This window comes from Streptomyces sp. NBC_01520 (assembly GCF_045040375.1).
Classification (GTDB): Bacteria; Actinomycetota; Actinomycetes; order Streptomycetales; family Streptomycetaceae; genus Streptomyces.
Genome location: NZ_CP109404.1, coordinates 2,948,581 through 2,968,436, shown reverse-complemented (window position 1 = coordinate 2,968,436; position 19,856 = coordinate 2,948,581). Strand labels below are relative to the sequence as shown.

The 19,856-nt window shown below is 72.1% G+C and carries 18 protein-coding genes, 2 tRNA genes and 1 pseudogene; 10 read left to right on the top strand and 11 right to left on the bottom strand.

The window, feature by feature from the left end; genetic code table 11:
* Window positions 1-41: 41 nt before the first annotated feature.
* Window positions 42-386 (bottom strand): hypothetical protein, encoded by a 345-nt coding sequence (locus OG524_RS13395; protein WP_405390603.1) that lies wholly within the window; start codon window positions 384-386, stop codon window positions 42-44.
* 282 nt (window positions 387-668) lie between these two features.
* On the opposite strand from OG524_RS13395, the gene OG524_RS13390 reads away from it, so the two are divergent.
* Window positions 669-1,529, top strand: a complete 861-nt coding sequence (locus tag OG524_RS13390; protein ID WP_405390604.1) for a fumarylacetoacetate hydrolase family protein — start codon at window positions 669-671, stop codon at window positions 1,527-1,529.
* A gap of 106 nt (window positions 1,530-1,635) precedes the next feature.
* Here OG524_RS13390 and OG524_RS13385 read toward each other — a convergent pair whose 3' ends face one another.
* Window positions 1,636-2,115 carry a heme-degrading domain-containing protein gene (locus OG524_RS13385; RefSeq protein ID WP_405390605.1) on the bottom strand — a complete coding sequence of 160 codons (480 nt, stop codon included), beginning with the start codon at window positions 2,113-2,115 and terminating at the stop codon, window positions 1,636-1,638.
* Window positions 2,112-3,218, bottom strand: coding sequence for a Gfo/Idh/MocA family oxidoreductase (locus OG524_RS13380; protein WP_405810344.1), 1,107 nt, complete (start codon window positions 3,216-3,218; stop codon window positions 2,112-2,114). Before OG524_RS13380 ends, OG524_RS13385 begins: the two co-directional genes overlap by 4 nt.
* 56 nt (window positions 3,219-3,274) lie before the next feature.
* Here OG524_RS13380 and OG524_RS13375 point away from each other — a divergent pair, with 56 nt between their 5' ends.
* The 6 genes from OG524_RS13375 to OG524_RS13350 all read left to right on the top strand — a co-directional run bounded on the left by OG524_RS13375 (window position 3,275) and on the right by OG524_RS13350 (window position 9,414).
* Window positions 3,275-4,405, top strand: a complete 1,131-nt coding sequence (locus OG524_RS13375) for an ROK family protein (RefSeq protein ID WP_405390607.1) — start codon at window positions 3,275-3,277, stop codon at window positions 4,403-4,405.
* Between the two features lie 520 nt (window positions 4,406-4,925).
* Entirely contained in the window at window positions 4,926-5,816 is an 891-nt protein-coding gene (locus OG524_RS13370; protein ID WP_405390608.1) for a hypothetical protein, read from the top strand.
* 195 nt (window positions 5,817-6,011) lie between these two features.
* Window positions 6,012-6,806, top strand: coding sequence for an HAD-IIA family hydrolase (locus OG524_RS13365; RefSeq protein WP_361884762.1), 795 nt, complete (start codon window positions 6,012-6,014; stop codon window positions 6,804-6,806).
* A gap of 82 nt (window positions 6,807-6,888) precedes the next feature.
* Window positions 6,889-7,458: a hypothetical protein gene (locus tag OG524_RS13360; RefSeq protein ID WP_405810342.1), complete on the top strand. Its 570-nt coding sequence runs from the start codon at window positions 6,889-6,891 to the stop codon at window positions 7,456-7,458.
* Between the two features lies 1 nt (window position 7,459).
* Entirely contained in the window at window positions 7,460-8,134 is a 675-nt protein-coding gene (locus OG524_RS13355) for a class F sortase (RefSeq protein ID WP_405390611.1), read from the top strand.
* A gap of 266 nt (window positions 8,135-8,400) precedes the next feature.
* Window positions 8,401-9,414 (top strand): glycoside hydrolase family 6 protein, encoded by a 1,014-nt coding sequence (locus OG524_RS13350; protein ID WP_405390612.1) that lies wholly within the window; start codon window positions 8,401-8,403, stop codon window positions 9,412-9,414.
* A 699-nt stretch (window positions 9,415-10,113) separates the two neighbouring features.
* Here OG524_RS13350 and OG524_RS13345 read toward each other — a convergent pair.
* Window positions 10,114-10,187: transfer RNA gene (locus OG524_RS13345), tRNA-Lys, on the bottom strand.
* Between the two features lie 169 nt (window positions 10,188-10,356).
* Here OG524_RS13345 and OG524_RS13340 point away from each other — a divergent pair.
* The 3 genes and pseudogenes from OG524_RS13340 to OG524_RS13330 all read left to right on the top strand — a co-directional run bounded on the left by OG524_RS13340 (window position 10,357) and on the right by OG524_RS13330 (window position 14,108).
* Window positions 10,357-11,612 (top strand): annotated as a pseudogene (locus tag OG524_RS13340) (peptidoglycan-binding protein).
* 37 nt (window positions 11,613-11,649) lie between these two features.
* On the top strand, window positions 11,650-13,356 hold the full coding sequence (locus tag OG524_RS13335; protein ID WP_405810339.1) for an SPFH domain-containing protein: 1,707 nt from the start codon (window positions 11,650-11,652) through the stop codon (window positions 13,354-13,356).
* Between the two features lie 161 nt (window positions 13,357-13,517).
* A complete protein-coding gene (locus tag OG524_RS13330; RefSeq protein WP_405390616.1) occupies window positions 13,518-14,108 on the top strand; it encodes a lytic polysaccharide monooxygenase in 591 nt (196 codons plus the stop codon).
* A 75-nt stretch (window positions 14,109-14,183) separates the two neighbouring features.
* On the opposite strand, the gene OG524_RS13325 is transcribed toward OG524_RS13330, so the two are convergent.
* The 7 genes from OG524_RS13325 to OG524_RS13295 form a co-directional block, all read right to left on the bottom strand.
* Window positions 14,184-14,257 (bottom strand) — tRNA-Lys (locus OG524_RS13325).
* Between the two features lie 357 nt (window positions 14,258-14,614).
* Complete coding sequence (locus OG524_RS13320; RefSeq protein ID WP_405390617.1) at window positions 14,615-15,373, bottom strand: IclR family transcriptional regulator C-terminal domain-containing protein; 759 nt, start codon at window positions 15,371-15,373, stop codon at window positions 14,615-14,617.
* A 167-nt stretch (window positions 15,374-15,540) separates the two neighbouring features.
* Window positions 15,541-16,374: an ectoine/hydroxyectoine ABC transporter ATP-binding protein EhuA gene (gene ehuA, locus OG524_RS13315; protein ID WP_405810336.1), complete on the bottom strand. Its 834-nt coding sequence runs from the start codon at window positions 16,372-16,374 to the stop codon at window positions 15,541-15,543.
* Window positions 16,364-17,005: an ectoine/hydroxyectoine ABC transporter permease subunit EhuD gene (ehuD, locus tag OG524_RS13310; protein WP_405810334.1), complete on the bottom strand. Its 642-nt coding sequence runs from the start codon at window positions 17,003-17,005 to the stop codon at window positions 16,364-16,366. The genes ehuA and ehuD overlap by 11 nt, the downstream gene beginning before the upstream one ends.
* On the bottom strand, window positions 17,002-17,733 hold the full coding sequence (gene ehuC / locus OG524_RS13305; RefSeq protein WP_405810332.1) for an ectoine/hydroxyectoine ABC transporter permease subunit EhuC: 732 nt from the start codon (window positions 17,731-17,733) through the stop codon (window positions 17,002-17,004). The genes ehuD and ehuC overlap by 4 nt, the downstream gene beginning before the upstream one ends.
* 19 nt (window positions 17,734-17,752) lie before the next feature.
* Window positions 17,753-18,655, bottom strand: a complete 903-nt coding sequence (gene ehuB / locus OG524_RS13300; RefSeq protein WP_405810331.1) for an ectoine/hydroxyectoine ABC transporter substrate-binding protein EhuB — start codon at window positions 18,653-18,655, stop codon at window positions 17,753-17,755.
* Between the two features lie 197 nt (window positions 18,656-18,852).
* Entirely contained in the window at window positions 18,853-19,821 is a 969-nt protein-coding gene (locus OG524_RS13295) for a D-2-hydroxyacid dehydrogenase (RefSeq protein WP_405810329.1), read from the bottom strand.
* Between the last annotated feature and the right edge of the window lie 35 nt (window positions 19,822-19,856).

Here is a 19,856-nt window from a genome sequence, read left to right as displayed (position 1 = left end):
CCGGTTGCCGGCCGCGCCGGCCCGTACCGGGGCGGGCGCGGTCAGCTGAAGACCACGGAGCGGACCTTCAGGCGGTCCGAGGCGCCGCCGCCGGGACGCAGCGTGTAGTAGATGTCGCCCTCGCAGTCGGCGGAGAGGAAGACCGTGGCCGACGCGTCCGTCAGGTTCTTCGGGGCGTACGCGGGCGGCAGTTCGTCGGAGCCGGCGCCGGGGAGGTTGACGCACACGCCGCTCGGCGGGTCGCTGAGGAAGCCGACCGCCTCGTAGCCCTCGTCGGTCCCGTACGTGTACCTGAACTGGCCCGAGGCGGCGGAGGCCGCGGTCGGAAGGGTGCCTACGAGGGCGAGGGCGCCGAGAGCGGCGACGACGGTGTGGCGAAGGCGCATGGAACAGTCCTCTGGAGGAAGGGGGCGGGTTCGGTCCCACGCTGCCCCGACTCGTGGTGGTGCGATGCGCACCACCACTCCAACGGCCGCAGGAGAAACCGTTCCTCCTCACCCGGACGGCCCTGCGGGCATGGCGTCACCCCTCGGCCGGCCACATGGCGAGCTGGTCCAGTAGGTGAACAAGGTCTTGCGGAGTGATCCGATGTCTTGGACGATCGACCAAGCCTTTCGCTGGCCGCAACCCACCGACGGGCTCGATCTCGACCAAGGGGAGATGGACCGTTGAAGCTGCTTCGAGTCGGTACGGCGGGCGCGGAGCGCCCTGCGCTGCTTGACCGTAACGAGACCTTGCGTGACCTCTCGGGCCTCGTCACCGATATCGACGGTGACCTGCTCGCCGACGCGTCGGCACTGGCCCGCGTGCGGGAGGCGGCGCAGACACCCGACGTGCTGCCGCCGATCGACGCGGACGGGCTGCGGATCGGGCCGCCGGTCGCCCGGATCGGCAAGATCGTGTGCATCGGACTGAACTACCACGACCACGCGGCCGAGACCGGGGCGGCGATCCCCCAGGAGCCGATCCTGTTCTTCAAGGCCCCCGACACGGTCGTGGGCCCCGAGGACACCGTGCTGGTGCCGCGCGGCAGCCGTAAGACCGACTGGGAGGTCGAGCTCGCGGTCGTCATCGGCCGCACCGCCCGCTACCTGGAATCCGCCGAGGAGGCGCTCGGACACGTCGCCGGATACGCGACGGCGCACGACGTCTCCGAGCGGGAGTTCCAGCTGGAGCGGGGCGGCACCTGGGACAAGGGCAAGAACTGCGAGACGTTCAACCCGCTGGGCCCGTGGCTTGTGACGGCGGACGAGGTGCTGGACCCGCAGGCGCTGCCGCTGAAGCTGTGGGTCAACGGCGAACTGAAGCAGGACGGCACGACGGCCGACCAGATCTTCCCGGTGGGAGAGGTCGTGCGCTACCTCAGCCACTTCATGACGCTCTACCCCGGCGACGTGATCAACACGGGTACGCCGGCCGGGGTGGCCATGGGCCACCCCGAACCGAAGCCGTACCTGCGGGCCGGTGACGTCGTCGAGCTGGAGATCGAAGGGCTGGGGCGGCAGCGCCAGGAGCTCAAGGACGCGTAAGGGAAAGCACCCGCCGGACCCTGTCCGGCCGTGTCCCCGACCGCCGTACGGCGCGGGGAATCACGCCGCACGGCAGACCGCGGCCGCCGTACGTGACGGTGCCCGGTCAGGACGGGCGGCGCGTCGCGAACTGCTCCAGGGCCTCGACCACCAGCGCGTGGTCCTCCGCCTGGGGAAGGCCCGACACGGTGACCGTGCCGATCACTCCCGCCCCCTCCACCGCGATCGGGAACGAACCGCCGTGCGCCGCATACGCGTCCGGGTCCAGACGGGAGGACTCCTCGAAGGTGGTGCCCTTCGCCCGGAAGCGCGTGCCGACCAGGTAGGAACTCTCGCCGTACCGCTCCACGACCTTGCGCTTGCGGTCGATCCAGGCGTCGTTGTCCGCGCTCGAACCGGGCAGCGCGGCATGGAACAGCTGCTGCGCGCCACGCCGGATGTCGATCGCGACCGGGGCGTGCCGGTCACGGGCCAGCGCGACCAGCAGACCGCCCAGCGCGTATGCGTCGTCGTAGCTGAAGTGAGGCAGCGTCAGGCGCCGCTCCTGCGCGATCAGCTCGGAGATGGTCGGAGCGATGGGGCTCATGCCCGCTCCTCCTCGTCGTGGTGCGGAAGAAGGGTGACGGACACACCTTCGCGGGCCGAGCGGCGCGCGGCCTCCAGGACGTCCAGCGCTGCGGCGGCCTGCAGGGCCGTCACCGGGTTCCCGCCCGTGCCGCGCAGGGCGGCGGCCACGGCCGCGTAGTACGCCGGGTAGTCGCCCGGCAGCGTGCGGACCGGGTCGCCGCCACCGGTCAGCGGCGACTCACCGGCGCCGAGGCGCCCCCACAGCTCCTTCGGCTCCTCGCCCCAGGGCGTGCCGGCCGCCGGCCGTCCGCCCTCGCGCAGGACGGCCTCCTGCGGGTCCAGGCCGTACTTCACATAGCCCGCCTTCGAGCCGAGCACCCGGAAGCGCGGGCCGAGCTGGGCCGTGGTGGCACTGGCGTACAGATGCGAACGGACCCCGTTCGTGTGCGTGATCGCGATGAAGGTGTCGTCGTCGGCAGCCGCACCGGGACGGCGTACGTCGGACTCCGCGTACACCTGGACCGCGGGGCCGAACAGGGTGAGCGCCTGGTCGACGACATGGCTGCCCAGGTCGTACAGCAGGCCGCCGATCTCCTCCGGGTCGCCCGACTCGCGCCAGCCGCCCTTGAGCTCCGGCCGCCACCGCTCGAAACGGGACTCGAAGCGCAGTACGTCGCCGAGCTCGCCGTCCTCGACGAGACGGGCCAGCGTCAGGAAGTCGTTGTCCCACCGGCGGTTCTGGAAGACCGACAGCAGCAGCCCCCGCTCGTCCGCCAGCGCGGCCAGCTCGCGCGCCCCGGCGGCCGTACCGGCCAGCGGCTTGTCCACGACCACCGGCAGTCCGGCCCGCAGCGCGGCCTTCGCGATCGGGACATGGGTCCTGTTCGGTGAGGCGATCACGACCAGGTCCAGCTCGTCCGCGCGCGCGAGGAGTTCGTCGGGCGAGTCCGCGAAGCGCACGTCGGGGAACTCGGCGCGGGCCTGCGCCCGCCGCTCCTCGTTCGACGTGACGACCGTGTCGAGGACGAGGCCCTCGGTCGCCGAGATCAGCGGGGCGTGGAATACGGAGCCCGCCAGGCCGTAGCCGACGAGCCCGACGCGAAGAGGAGAGTTGGCAGTCATGCCAACCACTTAAGCAACGCTGTTGCCAAAGTGCAAGCGATGGAGACAATGGTGTGGTGAACAGGAGCAACAGCTGGAGCGGCGGCGGGGCGAACCTGCCTGCCCTGCGCCACCACAACGCCTCGCTCGTGCTCGACCTGCTCCGGGCGGCCGGCGAGCGGGGGATCAGCCGGCTGGAGCTCGCCGAGCGCACCGGACTCACCCCGCAGGCCGTCAGCAAGATCACCACCCGGCTGCGGGCCGAGGGCCTCGCCGCCGAGGCCGGCCGGCTCGCCTCCACGGGAGGCAAGCCCCGCACCGTGCTGCGCCTCGTCCCGGACGCCGGATACGCGGTCGGGCTCCACCTGGACCGCGACGAGCTGACCGCCGTCCTGGCCGACCTCGCCGGCACCCCCGTCGTGACCCGGGCAGCCCCGCTCGACCTCGGCGCCCCGGCCGCCGAGGTCGTCGCGACGGCGGCCCACGCGGTGCAGACGGTACGGGCCGCCGCCCCCCGGACCGAGGACCACCGGGTCCTCGGCGTGGGCGTCGCACTGCCCGGACCGCTGGACCACCGCAGCGGGGTGCTCCACCGGGTCACCGGCTTCCCGCAGTGGGACGGCTACCCGCTGCGGGACGCCCTCGCCGAGGCCACCGGGCTGCCCGTCGTCGTCGACAAGGACACCAACGCGGCGACCCTCGGCCTCGCCCTGCGGGAGTGCGGCGAGGCCGACTTCGCGTACCTCCACCTGGGCACCGGCCTCGGCGCCGGGCTCGTCCTCGGCGGCACCCTGCACCGCGGAGCCCGTACCGGCGCCGGAGAGTTCGGCCACCAGACCCTCCAGCTGGACGGCCCGCCGTGCGGCTGCGGAGGGCGCGGCTGCATCGAGGCGCTCTGCCTGGCCGCCGCCGCCCGCGGCGACATCGCGGAGGCGGCCAGGGTCCTCGGGACGGGCGCCGCCAACCTCGTCGGGCTGCTGGACATCGACCGGCTGGTCCTCGGCGGCCGTACGGTCGCCGCCGACGAGGACGCGTACGTCGGCGGTGTGCGCGCCGTGATCGAGGAGCGCGCCCGCCGGGACGGCACCGGCGCCCCCGTGCCGGTCACCGTCGCGGGCGGCGGCGACCGCCCGGTCGCCGAGGGCGCTGCCCAGTTGGTCCTGGCACCGGTCTTCGGCCGGGCGGGCGAGGGCGGCGAACAGGACTGAGCGGGGCGAGGGCGGGCTCGGCTCCGACACGGACCGAACGGGGCAGGTCGGGTTCGCCCTCGGCCGCCCGGACCCGAACAGCCGCGTCAGGGCCGGGCTCGGTCGACGGCCCGGACGCGGACCGGGCAGGGCGGGGCGGGGCGGTGGCCGGGATCGGCCGGGTTCCGACACGGACCGAACGGGGCAGGGCGGGCTTGGCCTCGGCTCCGACACGGGCAGGGCGGGGCTTGGCCGGGCTCGGTCGACGGCCCGGACGCGGACCGAGCGGGGCACGGTCGACGGCCCGGACGCGGACCGGGGAGGGCGGTGGCGGGCCCGGCCTCCGCTCCGAGCGGACCGGACGGGCGAGGGACGGCTCGGTCGACGGCCCGGACGCGGCTGTTCGGGCGGACTTCTCCGCCCGAACGGGCGGAGTTCCCCGCCGGGTGGTGGCATCCCCCCTGCCCGCGTGGCAGCGTCGTCCGCGGCATCCGGCACCCCCCGTGCCGGTCGTTCGCGAGCAGCGAAGAGGTGTCCCCCCATGCCCCCCAAGCCCTCGGCACGACTGCGCGACGGCCGTGTCTTCTCCACCCTCGGGACGTTCGGCCTCGCGGCCGGATTCGCCGTACCCGCGGTCCTCCTCGGCGGCACCCAGGCGAGTGCCGCACCGGATGCCCCCGCCTCCGCCGTCGGCGTCCGGCAGCCCGCCTGCGGCGAACCGGACGCCGCGGACTTCCCGATCGAGACCCGGATCCACGGCGGCCCCGACACCTACGCCCCCGGCGGCGGATACGGCACCTGGTACCTCGACCTGACCAACACCACGGCCGAGACGTGCCGCGCCATCCACCCCGTACTGGTGCTCACCGACCGGGAGCGCACGCTCACCCCCTCCCAGATCCAGCTGGAGTTCTCCGAGGGCTCCGACCCGGACACCCGGCACCGCGCGACCTGGGAGACCACCGAACGGCACGAGCAGATCGGGGTGTTCGGCAGCGGCGAGGACGACGACTTCCCCGGCTTCACCGTCCAGGCGGGGGACACGGTCACCGTCCAGGTCCGGATGGCCTTCACCTCGGACACCGAACCGGGCCCGGTCACGGCCAACGCGGCCGTCGTCCAGCGGCTGTCCGGGGAGGCGAAGCGCGGCGGCGACGGGGACTGGGTGGGGGAGTCGGCCGACTACACCTTCGCCGTCGTCGAGGGGAACGCCGACGGCGGCACCGACGTGGAGCCCCGGACCGAGGAGGCCGGGGACACCGGCACGGGGACGGACGCCCCCCGCCGTGACGCGGCGGGCAACCCCCTCCCCGAGCTGGCCCGCACCGGCCAGGACAGGACGGCCGGGGCCGGGCTCACGGCCGGTGCACTCCTCCTCGGCGGGGTGGCCGCACTGGCCGGGGCGCGGAGGATCCGCCGGGTACGCGACTGACCTGCCCGAAGCACCGTCGTGCCGATGCCCGAAGCGTGTAGTGCCGACGGGCCGGTGAAGATCGGCCGCCGGTGACCGGGCGGTTCCGTCCGGATGGGCGGGCAGCCTAAAATCAGGGCGTCGGCGCTGCACAACGCGGTGCCGCCGGCGTCCGGCACCCCGAGTGCACAGTGCGTACGGCAGGAGCCCGTCAACATGGCAGAGCGCAAGCCGATCGAATCCTGGCTGACCGACATGGACGGGGTCCTCATCCACGAAGGCACCCCGATCCCCGGGGCCGACGCCTTCATCAAGCGGCTGCGGGACTCCGGTCTGCCGTTCCTGGTCCTCACCAACAACTCCATCTACACGGCCCGGGACCTGCACGCGCGCCTGAAGCGCATGGGCCTGGACGTGCCCGTGGAGAACATCTGGACCTCCGCCCTGGCCACCGCCCAGTTCCTGGACGACCAGCGGCCGCGCGGCACGGCCTACGTCATCGGCGAGGCCGGGCTCACCACCGCCCTGCACGACATCGGCTACGTCCTCACCGACCACGAGCCCGACTACGTCGTCCTCGGCGAGACGCGTACGTACAGCTTCGAGGCGCTCACCAAGGCCATCCGGCTGATCAACGGCGGCGCCCGCTTCATCTGCACCAACCCGGACGAGACCGGCCCGTCCGCCGAGGGACCGCTGCCCGCCACCGGCTCCGTCGCCGCGCTGATCACCAAGGCCACCGGCAAGTCCCCGTACTTCGCCGGCAAGCCCAACCCGCTGATGATGCGGACCGGGCTGAACGCCATCGGGGCCCACTCCGAGACCTCCGCCATGATCGGCGACAGGATGGACACGGACGTGCTCGCCGGACTGGAGGCCGGAATGCAGACGTTCCTCGTCCTCACGGGCCTCACCACGACCGCCGACATGGACCGCTATCCCTTCCGGCCGTCCACGGTCGTCGACTCGATCGCCGACCTGGTCGACCTCGTGGACCTGCCCGTGGAGTAGTGCTCCCGGCCCTCACCCGAACAGCCGTCAGCACGTGCGGTGGCTCCCCGGGCGCGTGAACCTTCCTTTCAGGAGGTTTACGATGCGTTCACTGCCCCTCACGTTCTGTGCCGCAGTGGCGGCCGCGACCATAGCCCTTCCCGCGTCCGCCGCACTGGCCGATTCCGAATCCGACAGGAAGGGTTCGGGATCGGTCTCGGTCAGCCCTTCCCGCGTCTCGCCCGGCGGGGAGGTGGAACTCCGGGTCGATGTCTGCGGCAAGGGCAAGTCGGCCAGGGGGAATTCCGAAGCCTTCGTCTCCGAAGCGCGCTTCGCCCCCGCCGACGGCAAAGGCCTCTACGCCGAGGCCCGGATCCGCTCCGACGCGGCCCCCGACGACTACGAGATCTGGGTGACCTGCAAGGACGGCCACGGCCGGGCCACCGGCACGGTCACCGTCGTCCACCACAGCCGCCCCTCGCCCGTCGCCCCCGTCCGGGCCGGTGGCGGAGGCACCGCCACCCTCGCCGCGGACCGGGCCGCCACCACCGCCTCCGCGGAGCGGACCGGCCCCGGCACCGAGCACGCGGTGATCGGACTGGCCCTGGGTGCCGTCGCGGCCGTCGCCGTCGCGCTCCGCAGCGCGCGCCGCCGCCGCTCGGCACTGGACTGACATGCCGGCCCCGGACCGCCCCGCCGGAACCGGGCGGCTGCTGACCGGAGTCGCCTGGGCCGTCCTCCTGCTGGGACTGTGGCTGTGGGGCCGCGAGGCCACCGGCGGCAACTCGGCCCCGACGACCGGCGACGTCGCGGCGGTCGGACGCCCCCTGGGCGTACCGCTGCCCCCGGCGCACGACCCGCTCGACGGGGCCGCGCCGGAGCGCGTCGAGATCCCCTCGATCGGGATCGAGGCGCCCGTCGTCCCGCGCGGTCTGGACTCCGAGGGGGCCATCGAGCCGCCGCCGTACGCGAAGCCGGGAACCGTCGGCTGGTACGGCAGCGGCACCGAACCCGGCACGGAGGGCGCCGCGCTCTTCGTCGGCCACGTCGACACGGAGACGAAACCGGCCGTGTTCTACGGGCTCAGTGCGGCACAGCCCGGCGAGAAGGTCCGGGTGAGCCGGTCCGACGGCACGATCGCCGAGTTCACCATCGACGACGTCCAGGTATTCACCCGGGAACGCTTCGACGCGCAGAAGGCGTACGGCCCCCGGAAGGACGGGCGGGCCGAACTCCGGCTCATCACCTGCGGCGGTACGTACGACCACAAGTCCCGGGCGTACACGGCGAACGTCGTCGTCTCCGCCTATCTGACGGGCGAGAAGAGCGGCGGGAAGAACTCCGTCTGACACCTGGCCCGGCCGGAAGTCCGCTCCCCCTCGGAGCCGCCGGCCGGGCCGGTCCTCGACCGCGATGTACGGGCTGCGGGAGTAGCCCGGCACGGCACGGGAGGTCGAGTGGTCGCCCTGACACGAAGGCACACTCTAGGGCGGACCGACGGTGCGGCCCAGAGAGTTCTTGGCAAGATGTCCGGATCCGGGCGGAACGGTCCCCGCCCGGACCGCTGTGCCAGGATGGATTTCGACCGGTGGTGCGTCGGTACGAGGGGGAATGGATGTACGGCAGTCATACCGGGTCGATGACGCGCGCGGCGGCCGGGATCGGGGCCGCCCTGCTCCTCGCCGGATGCTCCTTCGACGGTGACGGAGGCGGGGAGAAGGACGCGCCGGCGGTCGGCCAGCAGCCCGGGCGCGGCGACCCGTACTGGGTCAACCCCGACGGGAACGCCGCGAGGCAGGTCGCCGCCTACACGCGCGACGGCGAGAAGGCCGACGCCGACCTGATCCGGAAGATCGCCGAGCAGCCGGTCGGCGAGTGGATCGGACCGGACGATCCGCAGGGCGCCGCACAGGGCTTCACCGAGGCGGCGGAGGCCGTCGGCCGGGACGCGCTGCTGGTCCTCTACAACATCCCGCACCGGGACTGCGGCCAGTTCTCCAAGGGCGGGGCGGCGGACGGCGACGCGTACCGGACCTGGCTGGAGAACGTCGCCCAGGGCATCGGCGACCGTCGCGCCACGGTGATCCTCGAACCGGACGCGCTGCTGCACCTGGTGGACGGATGCACGCCCCAGGAGTTCCACGAGGAGCGGTACGACCTGCTGAAGGACGCGGTCCAGCGGCTGAAGCGGCTGCCGAACGCCACGGTGTACATGGACGCGGGCAACGCGGGATGGCAGACGCCCGACGCACTGTTCGAACCGTTGCGGCGGGCGGGCATCGGTGAGGCGGACGGCTTCGCGGTCAACGTGTCCAACTTCGAGACGACGGCGGCCAGTACGGACTTCGGCTGGCGACTGTCGGCGAAGACGGGCGGCAAGCCCTTCGTGATCGACACGAGCCGCAACGGCAACGGGCCCTACGCCGGGGGCGACCCCGCGGAGAACTGGTGCAACCCGCCGGGGCGGGCACTGGGCGAGGAACCGACGACGGACACCGGCGACGAACTGGTCGACGCCTACCTGTGGATCAAGCGGCCGGGGGAGTCCGACGGCGAATGCAAGGGCGGGCCGAAGGCCGGGGACTGGTATCCGGAGTACGCGCTCGACCTGGCCCGCGCCACGAAGTAACGGCCCTCCCCGGCCCCCTCCCCGGCCCCCTCGCCGGACTCCTCCCCAGGCCCCTCCCCGGACCCCTCGCCGGACTCGGCAACGGGGCCCGCAACGGGGCCCGCAACGGGGCTACTACGGGATCTCCACCCAGGTGCCCTCGGACGGGGTCCGAGAGGGGCGAGCGGTGGCCGACCCGGTACGGACGGTCCGGATCGGGCCGGGTCGGCGGTCCCGCGAGCCGGCTGTAGTGCTCGTAGTCGTCACCCGGCAGCGCCTTGGCCGCACCCCGCCGCGATTCCCCGTGCGCGGCCGCGGCGGTAACCGCAGCCGCACGGTCCGGTCAGGTACGTCGTGCCGCCGGTCGCCGGACGGCGTCGACGTCATGGTCATCCCCCCGCAGTCAGGATGTCTGCGGGGCCTCTGCGTAGCGGCTCGTGTGCGGGGCCCCACCCCGCGGACTCAGGGATCCGTGGACCTCCTGGAGTGGAGCACCAGGTCAGATTTTCCGATCTGTGGGGTGATCGCACGGGTGAAGCGGGCTGTTAACCAGTCATACGCACGATTTGGGAGACTCCCGTGAAGGGGCGTACGGGAGTGATCGGAGGTGCCCCGGAGGTGCCTCGGTGCCGGGGTGTGCGCGTTTCCGGGGTGGCGTGCGTGCCGGTACGTACACGAGCAAGGCCCCCTCACGCTCGGTGAGGGGGCCTTGCTGTTGCGTGCGCCGTCAGGGACTCGAACCCCGGACCCGCTGATTAAGAGTCAGCTGCTCTAACCAACTGAGCTAACGGCGCCTGCTGACCTGGAGAACTTTACCCGATGGTCAGGGGTGCTCCCAACCAATTCCCTCCGGGCCCGGCCTGTCGGATGGTCGTTTTTTACCTTTGGTCCGCCACCATGGGATATGTCGGGAAAGTTGAGATACGAAAGTTCTTGACGACTGCCGAGGGGAAGAGGAGTCGCATGACCGTGCCGGTCTTCGAGGAGTACGAGCCCGCCGCCGACTGCGGCGCACGGCCGCCGCGCTGCCCGTCCGGTACGGAGGGCATCCGGCCGCCCACGGTGCGCGGCGGGCACTGGTGCTGGTCACCGCGGCGGGGGTGGTCCTGTCCTGCGGGGCGGCCGAGGCCGCCGCCGTCGCGGCCGGCCGGGGCGCCCGGGCGGACACCGCCGCCGACCCGCAGCCGGCCCATCCGCAGGGTGCCGTCGGGCCCCTGGGCAGCGGCGGAGCCTCCGGGCCGCCCGCCGCCCCGGGCGCGGCACCGCGCACGACGACCCGGGCCGACATCATCAACCGCGCCAAGAAATGGGTGTCCGCGAAGGTGCCCTACAGCATGTCGACGTACTGGTCGGACGGATACCGGCAGGACTGCTCCGGCTATGTGTCGATGGCGTGGAACCTCGGCAGCAACGAGTGGACCGGCAGTCTCGCCGCGTACGGGACGAAGATCGCACGGGCGGATCTGCAGCCCGGCGACATGCTGCTCTTCCACAACCTGGCGGACCCGGCGGTGGGGTCGCACGTCACGATCTTCGGCGGCTGGACCGACCACACGCACAGTCACTACCTCGCCTACGAGCAGACCCGCCCGAACACGCGCGCGGCGACGACACCCATGGCCTACTGGAGCAACTCCTCCAAGTACGTGGCGTACCGCTACAACGGCCTCGTCAGCGGCACGGGCGGCAGCGGGTCGGCCACGGCGTTCCCGGGAGCGGGGAAATTCGGTTTCGGCGCGAACAACGCGCACGTGACCCGGCTCGGGAAGCTGCTCATCGCGCGGGGCGGCAAACGCTTCTACACGACGGGCGCGGGGCCGCGCTGGACCGCCGCGGACAAGCGTGCGACACAGGCGTTCCAGCTGGCTCAGGGGTGGCGGGGCAAGGAGGCGGACGGCATCCCCGGCCCCGACACCTGGAGCCTGCTGGTCAAGGGCACCGGACGGAATATCCCGGCCGGCGGGGCGGGCGGAGCCGAGAGCCCGGCGTACCCGGGGAAGGGCGTCTTCAAGCCGGGCCAGTCCAACAGCCATGTCCAAAGGCTCGGCGCCCAGTTGGTGAAGAAGGGATACGGCAAGCACTACGTGACGGGTCCCGGCCCGCGGTGGACGGAGGCGGACCGCCGCAATGTCGAAGCCTTCCAGCGGGCCCAGGGCTGGCGCGGAGGTGCGGCGGACGGATACCCGGGGCCGGAGACATGGCGCCGGCTCTTCGCGTGACGGCTGTGGTGACGGAACGGACATGACGGAGGCGGGAATGCGATCCACGGAGAACCAGCGGGACGAGTGGGACGGGCCGGACGGGTGGGGCGTACGGGGCGAGCAGGACGGCCCGGACAGGCGGGACGAGTGGGGTGCCGGGCCGGGCGGTGCGGTCGATGCGCCGGTCCCGGTCCCGGTCGACGCGGTGCCGTCGGAGGAGTCCGGCGAGACGCCGCCTCCCCCGACCCCGCTCCTGCCCTCCCTCTCGCTGCAGTGGGAGTCGGGGCCGGAGCCGGACGCCTGGTCCGGGGGAGGTGGCGTCGACCTCGGGAAGGCGCGGGCCCCGGACGCGGAAACCGGGACGGACCCGCGCGCGGCCGAGGAGGTGACGGCGGACTCCGACGAGGGCGCGCACGGCCTGGTGCGGCGGTCCGTGAACGTCGGCGCGGACGACCCGGTGGACCTGCGCCTGGACCTGGACCTCGACGTGGTGGACGCCGTGGCCGCGGTCGGCCGGGCAACCGCTGCCCCGGTGTTCCCGCCGGACCCGGACCCGGACCCGGACGCCGGGCAGCCGGACGGCGGGCAGCCGGACGCCGGGGCGCACGCCGCGGTCACCGTCTCCGTCGGCGACCCGGTCGCGTGGTGGGAGACCGGGCGCCGGCAGCCCGTCATCGCCAACGAGACCACCGCCCCCATCCCCGTACACCTGCTCTTCCGCGACGACGACAACCACGACCGCCCTCACGGGCACGGCGACGGGGCCACCGGTCCCGGCGGCCCGGAACGGCGGCCCGCCGTCCGGCGGCCGCCCATGCCCCGGGCGCAGCGGACGCCCACCCGGCCCGCGCCCCTCGCCGACCCCCGGCTCACCGAGCGGCCCGGACCCGTCCTGCCCGGCTGGGCCGCGCTGCTCACCGCGGCGGCCGCCACGGCCGCGGGGCTCGCGGTGCTGGGATGGCACGGCGCCCTGCCCGCCTCCGTGACCGGGCGGCTCGGGCTCGGCCCGCGCCCGTACGGCGGCCTCGGCGTCGAGGCCTGGGCACCACTCGCGCTGCTCGCGGTCGTGGTGCTCCTCGCGCTCGGCGGCATCGGACGCGGACGGGTCGGGTACGCCTCGGTCCTCACGCTCTTCGGCGACTACCGGGGCAGTGTCCGGCGCACCGGCCTGCTCTGGGTCTCCCCGCTCCTGCTGCGCCGGCACGTGGACGTACGGCTGCGGCACTGGCGCAGCGAGCCGCTGCCCGCCGTGGACGCGAGCGGCACCGCCCTGCGCGTCGTCGTCCTCGTCGTCTGGCGGGTCAGGGACACGGCGCGGGCCACGCTCGGCGTCGCGGACCACGAGCAGTATCTGCGCGACCAGGTGGAGGCGGCACTGGCGCGGGTGCTCTCGCAGCTGCCCGCCGACGCCTTCCACGAGGACACCCGCACCCTGCGCGACGCCGAGACCGTCGGCGACGCGCTGACCCGGATGCTGAAGGCGGACTGCGCGCCGGTGGGGGTCGAGGTCTACTCCGCGCAGCCGACCGGGATCGAGTACGCCCCCGAGGTCGCGGCGGCGATGCAGCGGCTGCGGGTGGCGGCCATCGACGCCAAGCACCGGGACGGGGTACTGACCTCCGTGGTCGACGCGGTCGACGACACGGTCGGCCGGCTGACCGCGCGCGGCATCGTCGAGCTCGACGACTACGAGCACAAGGCCCTGGTGAGGGACCTGACCGTGGCCTTCTACACCGGTCGCAGCGGCGGGGAAGGGGCCTGAAGGTCCTCGGGGGCCGGGCGGCGACGGCACGAAACGGTTCCCACATTGGTCTGGACATGTCTATGTCGCGTCAATAATCTGGGACTTGGTCTAGACCGCACAACCTGCGCGCAGCAGAGCCCGGAACGAACATCCCCCACGTTCTCTAGGAGCGACACAGTATGCGGAAAAGGGCAAGCGCGGCCGTCATCGGCCTTGCGATAGCGGGCGTCTCCATGTTCGCGACCGGCAGTGCCAGTAGCCACGGCTACACGGATTCCCCCATCAGCCGGCAGAAGCTCTGCGCCAACGGCACCGTCACCGGCTGCGGCAACATCCAGTGGGAGCCGCAGAGCGTCGAGGGCCCCAAGGGCTTCCCGGCGGCAGGACCTGCGGACGGCAAGATCTGTTCCGGAGGGAACAGCCAGTTCGCCCAGCTCGACGACCCCCGTGGCGGCGGCTGGCCCGCCACCAAGGTCACCGGCGGGCAGGGCTACAGCTTCCGCTGGCAGTTCACCGCACGTCACTCCACGTCCGACTTCCGCTACTACATCACCAAGGACGGCTGGAACTCCAGCCAGCCGCTCACCAGGGCCGCGCTTGAGTCGCAGCCCTTCATGACGGTGCCGTACGGGAACCAGCAGCCCCCGGCCACGCTGACCCACCAGGGCACCATCCCCACCCAGAAGACCGGGAAGCACATCATCCTGGCCGTCTGGAACGTCGCGGACACGACCAACGCGTTCTACGCGTGCTCCGATGTCCAGTTCTGAGGCGTAGCCGGGCGACCGGCAGCACAAAGCGCGGTGGGCGGTCTCCGTTTCCGGAAACCGCCCACCGCGTTGTCGTGCGCCGTCAGGGACTCGAACCCCGGACCCGCTGATTAAGAGTCAGCTGCTCTAACCAACTGAGCTAACGGCGCCTGCTGACTCGAAAATAATACCTGGTCCCCAGGGGTGCCGATGACACGTGCCCGCAGCACCTCCCGTGCCACCGTCCCCTGCCGCTCCGTGCCCTCGTCGCGTACCTCCGGATCTACGCCGACTCCTCCCCGGACGGATTCCGCTGCCTGCTGAACGTCTGGCGGAGCCGGTGGCCTGCCCCCGGGCGCGGAAGTCCTGCTCGCCGGCGCCCCGCTCCCGGACACGGCGGTGCGGCCGGCTCTCCAGTGCGGGGTTCCGTCCTCAATCACCGGACGGGCGGCACACTTCAAGCCCGTCCGGCGATTGAGGACACGAGCGATCCCGGGGCGCCCCCTGGACCCGCACGGGACCGGAACTCAGAGCGCCAGCGACAGGAGCACGGGCGCCGCCCGCCGGTTCAGCGTCGCCGCCGCCGCGCGCAGGCGGTGCGCGTCCTCGATCGGCAGGGACAGGGCCAGGCAGCCCGCGGACGAGCCCGCCGTCAGGGGGACCGCGGCGCACACCGTGCCCACGGCGTACTCCTGCAGGTCGAGCATCGGCACCGTCGCCGGCTGGCTGTCCAGCTTGGAGAACAGCACCTTCTCGTTCGTGATCGTCCGCGAGGTGAGCCGTGCGGTCCGGTGCCGGGAGAGGTGGTCCCGCCTGCCGTTGTGGTCGAGCTGCGTCAGCAGGCACTTGCCGATCGCGCTGGCGTGCGCCGCCGACCGGAAGTCCACCCACTCGTTGACCGCGGGCGTACGGGGACCGTCGGCCACCTGTGTGACCCGGATCTCCCCGTCGACGTACCGGCTGACGTAGACCGCCGCGCCGACCGAGTCGCGCAGCTGCACCAGTGTCTGCTGGAGCCTCGTCTCCAGGGCCTGCCTGCGGGCCGCGCCGGAGCCGAGGTCCAGGAGCGACACCCCGACGACATACGTGCCGTCGGCGACCTGCTCGACGTACCCCTCGCGGCGCAGTGTCAGCAGCAGGGAGGAGAGGTGCCCGAGCGGCAGGGCCGTCTCTCGGGACAGCTGCGCCTCGGTCACGCCGTCACTGTGCGTGGACACCGACTCGAGGACACGCAGGGCGTACTGCACCGAGTGGAACGACGCCTTCGGCTCGGGCTTCAACGCCACGGTTTCCCCCTACAAGGTTGTGACCGCAAGCTTTTGACCCACGATAGCCGCCAAGAGGCCCATGAGAAGAGGCTGTTGACGAGTTCATGGATGCGCCCCGGCCCTGTCGGCCGGGGCGCGTCCGCCTGGCATATGCCAGAGCCGTGGTCCCTGCGGCAAGGCCGAGGTCACAGCACCGCGTTGAGGAACTCGCGCGTACGTTCGTGCTCCGGATCGGAGAAGATCTTCTCCGGCGAACCGGACTCCACGACCCGGCCCGCGTCGAACATCAGTACCTTCTCCGATACGTCCCGGGCGAAGTTCATCTCGTGGGTCACACAGAGCATCGTGATGTCGGTGCTCCGGGCGATGTCGCAGAGCAGGTCCAGCACGCCCGCCACCAGCTCAGGGTCCAGCGCGGACGTCACCTCGTCGAGCAGCAGGATCTCCGGCCGCATCGCCAGCGCGCGGGCGATGGCGACCCGCTGCTGCTGGCCTCCGGAGAGCTGGGAGGGATGCGCGTCGACCTTCCCGGAGAGCCCGACCAGGTCCAGCAGGTCGACGGCACGCGCCTCGGCCTCCTCGCGGTCCATGCCCAGCACGTTCACCGGTGCCTCGGTGATGTTCCGGAGCACCTTCATGTTCGGGAAGAGATTGAACTGCTGGAAGACCATTCCGATCTTCTTCCGGGACTCCCGCAGCTGCTTCTCGCCCGCCGGCTTCAGCGAACCGCCCGGAGTCCGTACGTGCGACAGCGGCGAGCCGTCCACCCAGATCACACCGTCGCTGACCTTCTCCAGCGTCATCAGCAGCCGCAGGATGGTGGTCTTGCCGGAGCCGCTCGGCCCGATCAGCGTGACGTGCTCGCCGCGCCGCACGGTGAAGTCCAGCTCGTCCAGGACCACATGGTCGCCGTACCGCTTGACGACCCTGTCGAAGCGGACCAGCGGCTCGACGCCGGTCGACGCGGTGGCGGGCGTCGCGTCCGCGGGTTCCTTCAGGGGTGCAGAGTCAGTGGCCAAGGCGCTTCTCCAGCTTTCTCATCAGCAGCGAGGTGGGGTAGCTCGCGACCAGGAAGACAACTCCCGCGAGCGTGAACGCCTCGGTGTACGCGAAGTGGTCGGCCCCGTACTTCCGGGCCTCGAAGACCATTTCCTGCACCGTGATCACGGCGAGGAAGGGGGTCTCCTTGAACATCGAGATCGCGTAGTTCCCGAGGGCCGGCAGCACGTTGCGCACCGCCTGCGGCAGGATCACGGCCTGCCAGGTCCGCCGGGGCGACAGCGAGAGCGCCCGGCAGGCCTCCCACTGCCCCTTGGGCACACCGTCGATCCCGGCCCGGTACACCTCGGACGTGTACGTGGCGTAGTGGATGCCCAGCACCACGATGCCGGTGGTCAGCGGCTCCACGGACGTGAAGAGGGCCGCCGCGCCGACGAGCTGGACCAGCAGCGGGGTGGAACGGACGAACTCCATCACCGCCTTCACGGGCACCGTGACGAAGCGGGACGGCGCCCGCCCGGCCACCGCGATGGCGAGCCCGAGGACCGCCGCGACGAGCGTGCCGAGCACGGTCGCGAGGAGGGTGACCCGGAACCCTTCGAGCAGCAGGGGAAGGGCTTCCCCGACGGCATTCCGGTCGAACGTGTTCACCGGGCACCTCCGGTCGTGGCGGGCTGCGCGCTGCGCGTCCTGAGCAGGCTTCCCGCGCCGGTGTGCAGTCCGAGCCGCCGCTTGGCGCTCCGCTCCAGCAGGTTCATCAGCAGGGTCAGGGCGTAGGCGAGGACGAAGTAGGCGGCCAGCAGCGTGAGGTAGGCGGTGAGGGTCTCACCCGTGCGGTCACGGATCTGCTGGATCACGGTCATCAGGTCGGCCGCGGAGATCAGCCACAGCAGGGGGGTGCACTTCAGCAGCTGGATCAGCAGGTTGGTGAAGGAGGGGATCATCTGCACCCAGGCCTGCGGAAGGATGACCTTCCGCATCCGGTGGAAGGGGCTCATGTTCAGCGCCACGGCCGCCTCGTACTGTGCATGGGGCACGGAGTTGATCGCACCGCGCACGATCTCCGAGCCGTACGCGCCGTAGTTCAGGCCGAAGGCGACGATCCCGCAGAGCACCGGCGTCAGTTCGTACCCGGTGAGCTGCGGCATCGCGTAGTAGAGCCAGAACAGCTGGATGTAGAGCGAGGTGCCGCGGAAGAACTCCACGACCGCCCGGGAGACCCCGCGCACCAGGAGCAGCTTGCTGCCCGCCATCAGCCCGAGGGTGAAGGACAGCAGCAGGGCGAGCAGGGAGCCCAGGACGGTGGCCTGGAGCGTCACCCACAATCCCGCCCTCACCTGGGGGAACTCGTCGACGAGTGTGGAGAAGAAGTCACTCATACGGTGTGCTCCGTCCCCGTCAGCCCTTGCACAGATCGGCGGTCTTCAGGGTGGCCGGCGGGATCTCCGTCGCGCCGAAGCCGTACTCCTCCAGGAGACCCACGTAGCGGGACCTGTCCGAGACGATCTTCCTGAGCTCGCGGTTGAAGGAGTCCCGCAGGTCCTCGTTGCCCGTGCGGAAGACCGCGCCGCCCGGGGAGAACTGCTGCTTCCCGTCCAGCTCCGGGACGAAGGCCTCGGTGACCTCGGTGTCCGGGTTGGTCTTCGCGAGCCAGCGCAGCGAGATGCCGGTGAGCAGGAACGCGTCGATCCGGCCGCCCTTGACGGCGTCGGCGCCGTCCTGCGGCTTCTGCAGCGTCCTGATCTTCCCTTCGGCGATGCCCGCACCCTCGGCGTACGAGCCCTCGACGGCACCGGACATCACGCCGACGGTGACTCCGGCGGCCTTCGCGGACGCCAGGTCGGTGAGCTTCTCCGGGTTGCCCTTCCTCACCATCAGCGCGGTGGGGGAGATGAACTCCGGCTCGGAGAAGATGGCGTTGGCGCAGCGCTCGGGCGTGATGGCCATGCCCGCGCTGACCACGTCGTACTTCCCGGCCTGCAGACCGGGGATCAGGCCGTCCCACTCGGAGAGGGTGGGCTTCAGCTCGTCGACGCCGAGCGCCTTGAAGATCTCCCGGTGCAGGGTGGGCGCCTCGCCCTTCAGCTCCTTGCCCTCCAGGTAGCCGTACGGGGCCTCATTGGCGTACGCGACCCTGACGAAGCCCTGCTTGCGGAGCTTGTCGAGGGCTCCCTCGCCGTCCGCGGCACCGGCGTCGGTCCTGCTGCAGGCGGAGAGCAGACCGGGAACGACGAGCAGTCCGCCCACGGCTGCCGATCGGTTGAGGAAACCCCGGCGGGACAGGTTCGGGAAGTCAGCCATGGTTCGCAATCTCCTGGAGGCGTCGGACAGTCCGGACAAGGTGAGCGCCTGCCCGATCCCGTACGTCTATGCAGGAAGCGCTGCCATGTAACCGAACGGTGGCCGGAGGGTGACCTTCCCGTGTCTCGTCGCGGGCGGAGCGCGACCGAGGATGTGCGGGGCGTACTCCGCCAGGGTGCCTGGCTCTTGACTGCCCGTCAGGCAGGAATGTCCGTCGACGGTACGTAACCACGCTGTATGTCCACCACGTTGGGCAGCGCCTCCCCGGCTGCCCAGCGCTCGTACATCGAAACGAACTGCTCGCCCAGCCGGTCCCGCCAGCCGGCCGTGTCCCCGCTCATGTGCGGGGAGACCACCAGGCCGGGCGCGTCCCACAGCGGGCTGTCCTGGCCCAGCGGTTCCTCCTGGAACACGTCGAGGGCGGCACCCGCGATCCACCGCCTGCGCAGGGCCTCCGCCAGGTCGTCCTCGACCACCACCGGCCCGCGTCCCACATTGATGAACCGGGCGTACGGCTGGAGCAGACCGAAGAACCGCGCGTCGAACATCCCGCGCGTCGACTCCGTCAGCGGGGCCGCGCAGATCACCCAGTCGGCACCCGCCGCCAGCCGGTCCAGGTCCTCGGGGCCGTGGATCGAGCGCCGCGCGGTCCGCCCCACGAGCGCCACCCGGACACCCAGGCCGTGCAGCAGCCGCATGATCTCCCGGCCGATCGGCCCCGCGCCGACGACGACCGCACGGCTGCCGGAGAGCTGCCGGGTCTCCCGGTGGCGCCAGCGCCGCTGCCGCTGCAGTTCCAGCGTGCGCGGGAGGTCCTTCGCGAAGGCGAGGACCAGGCCCGCCACGTATTCGGCGACCGGCAGCTCGAAGACGCCCCGGGCGTTGGTGACCACGGTGCCGGAGGCCGCCAGCTCGGGGCACAGCAGCCGGTCCACCCCCGCGCTCGCCGTGTGCACCCAGCGGGGCCGCGGGCCGTCGCCCGGCCAGGCGGCGCGGACCGCGTCGGAGGTGAAGTCCCAGACCAGCAGCACATCCGCGGCGGGCAGCAGCTCGGCCAGATTCCGCCCGTCGGCGTACCGGACGCGGGCCCGCCCGGTCAGCCGGCCCAGGCGCGGTGACGGGGCGGCGTCCAGGACGAGGATCACGGGTTCGACGGGTTCGGCCATGAGGATTCCCCACGCTCGCACCCGGCCGTGCGGCC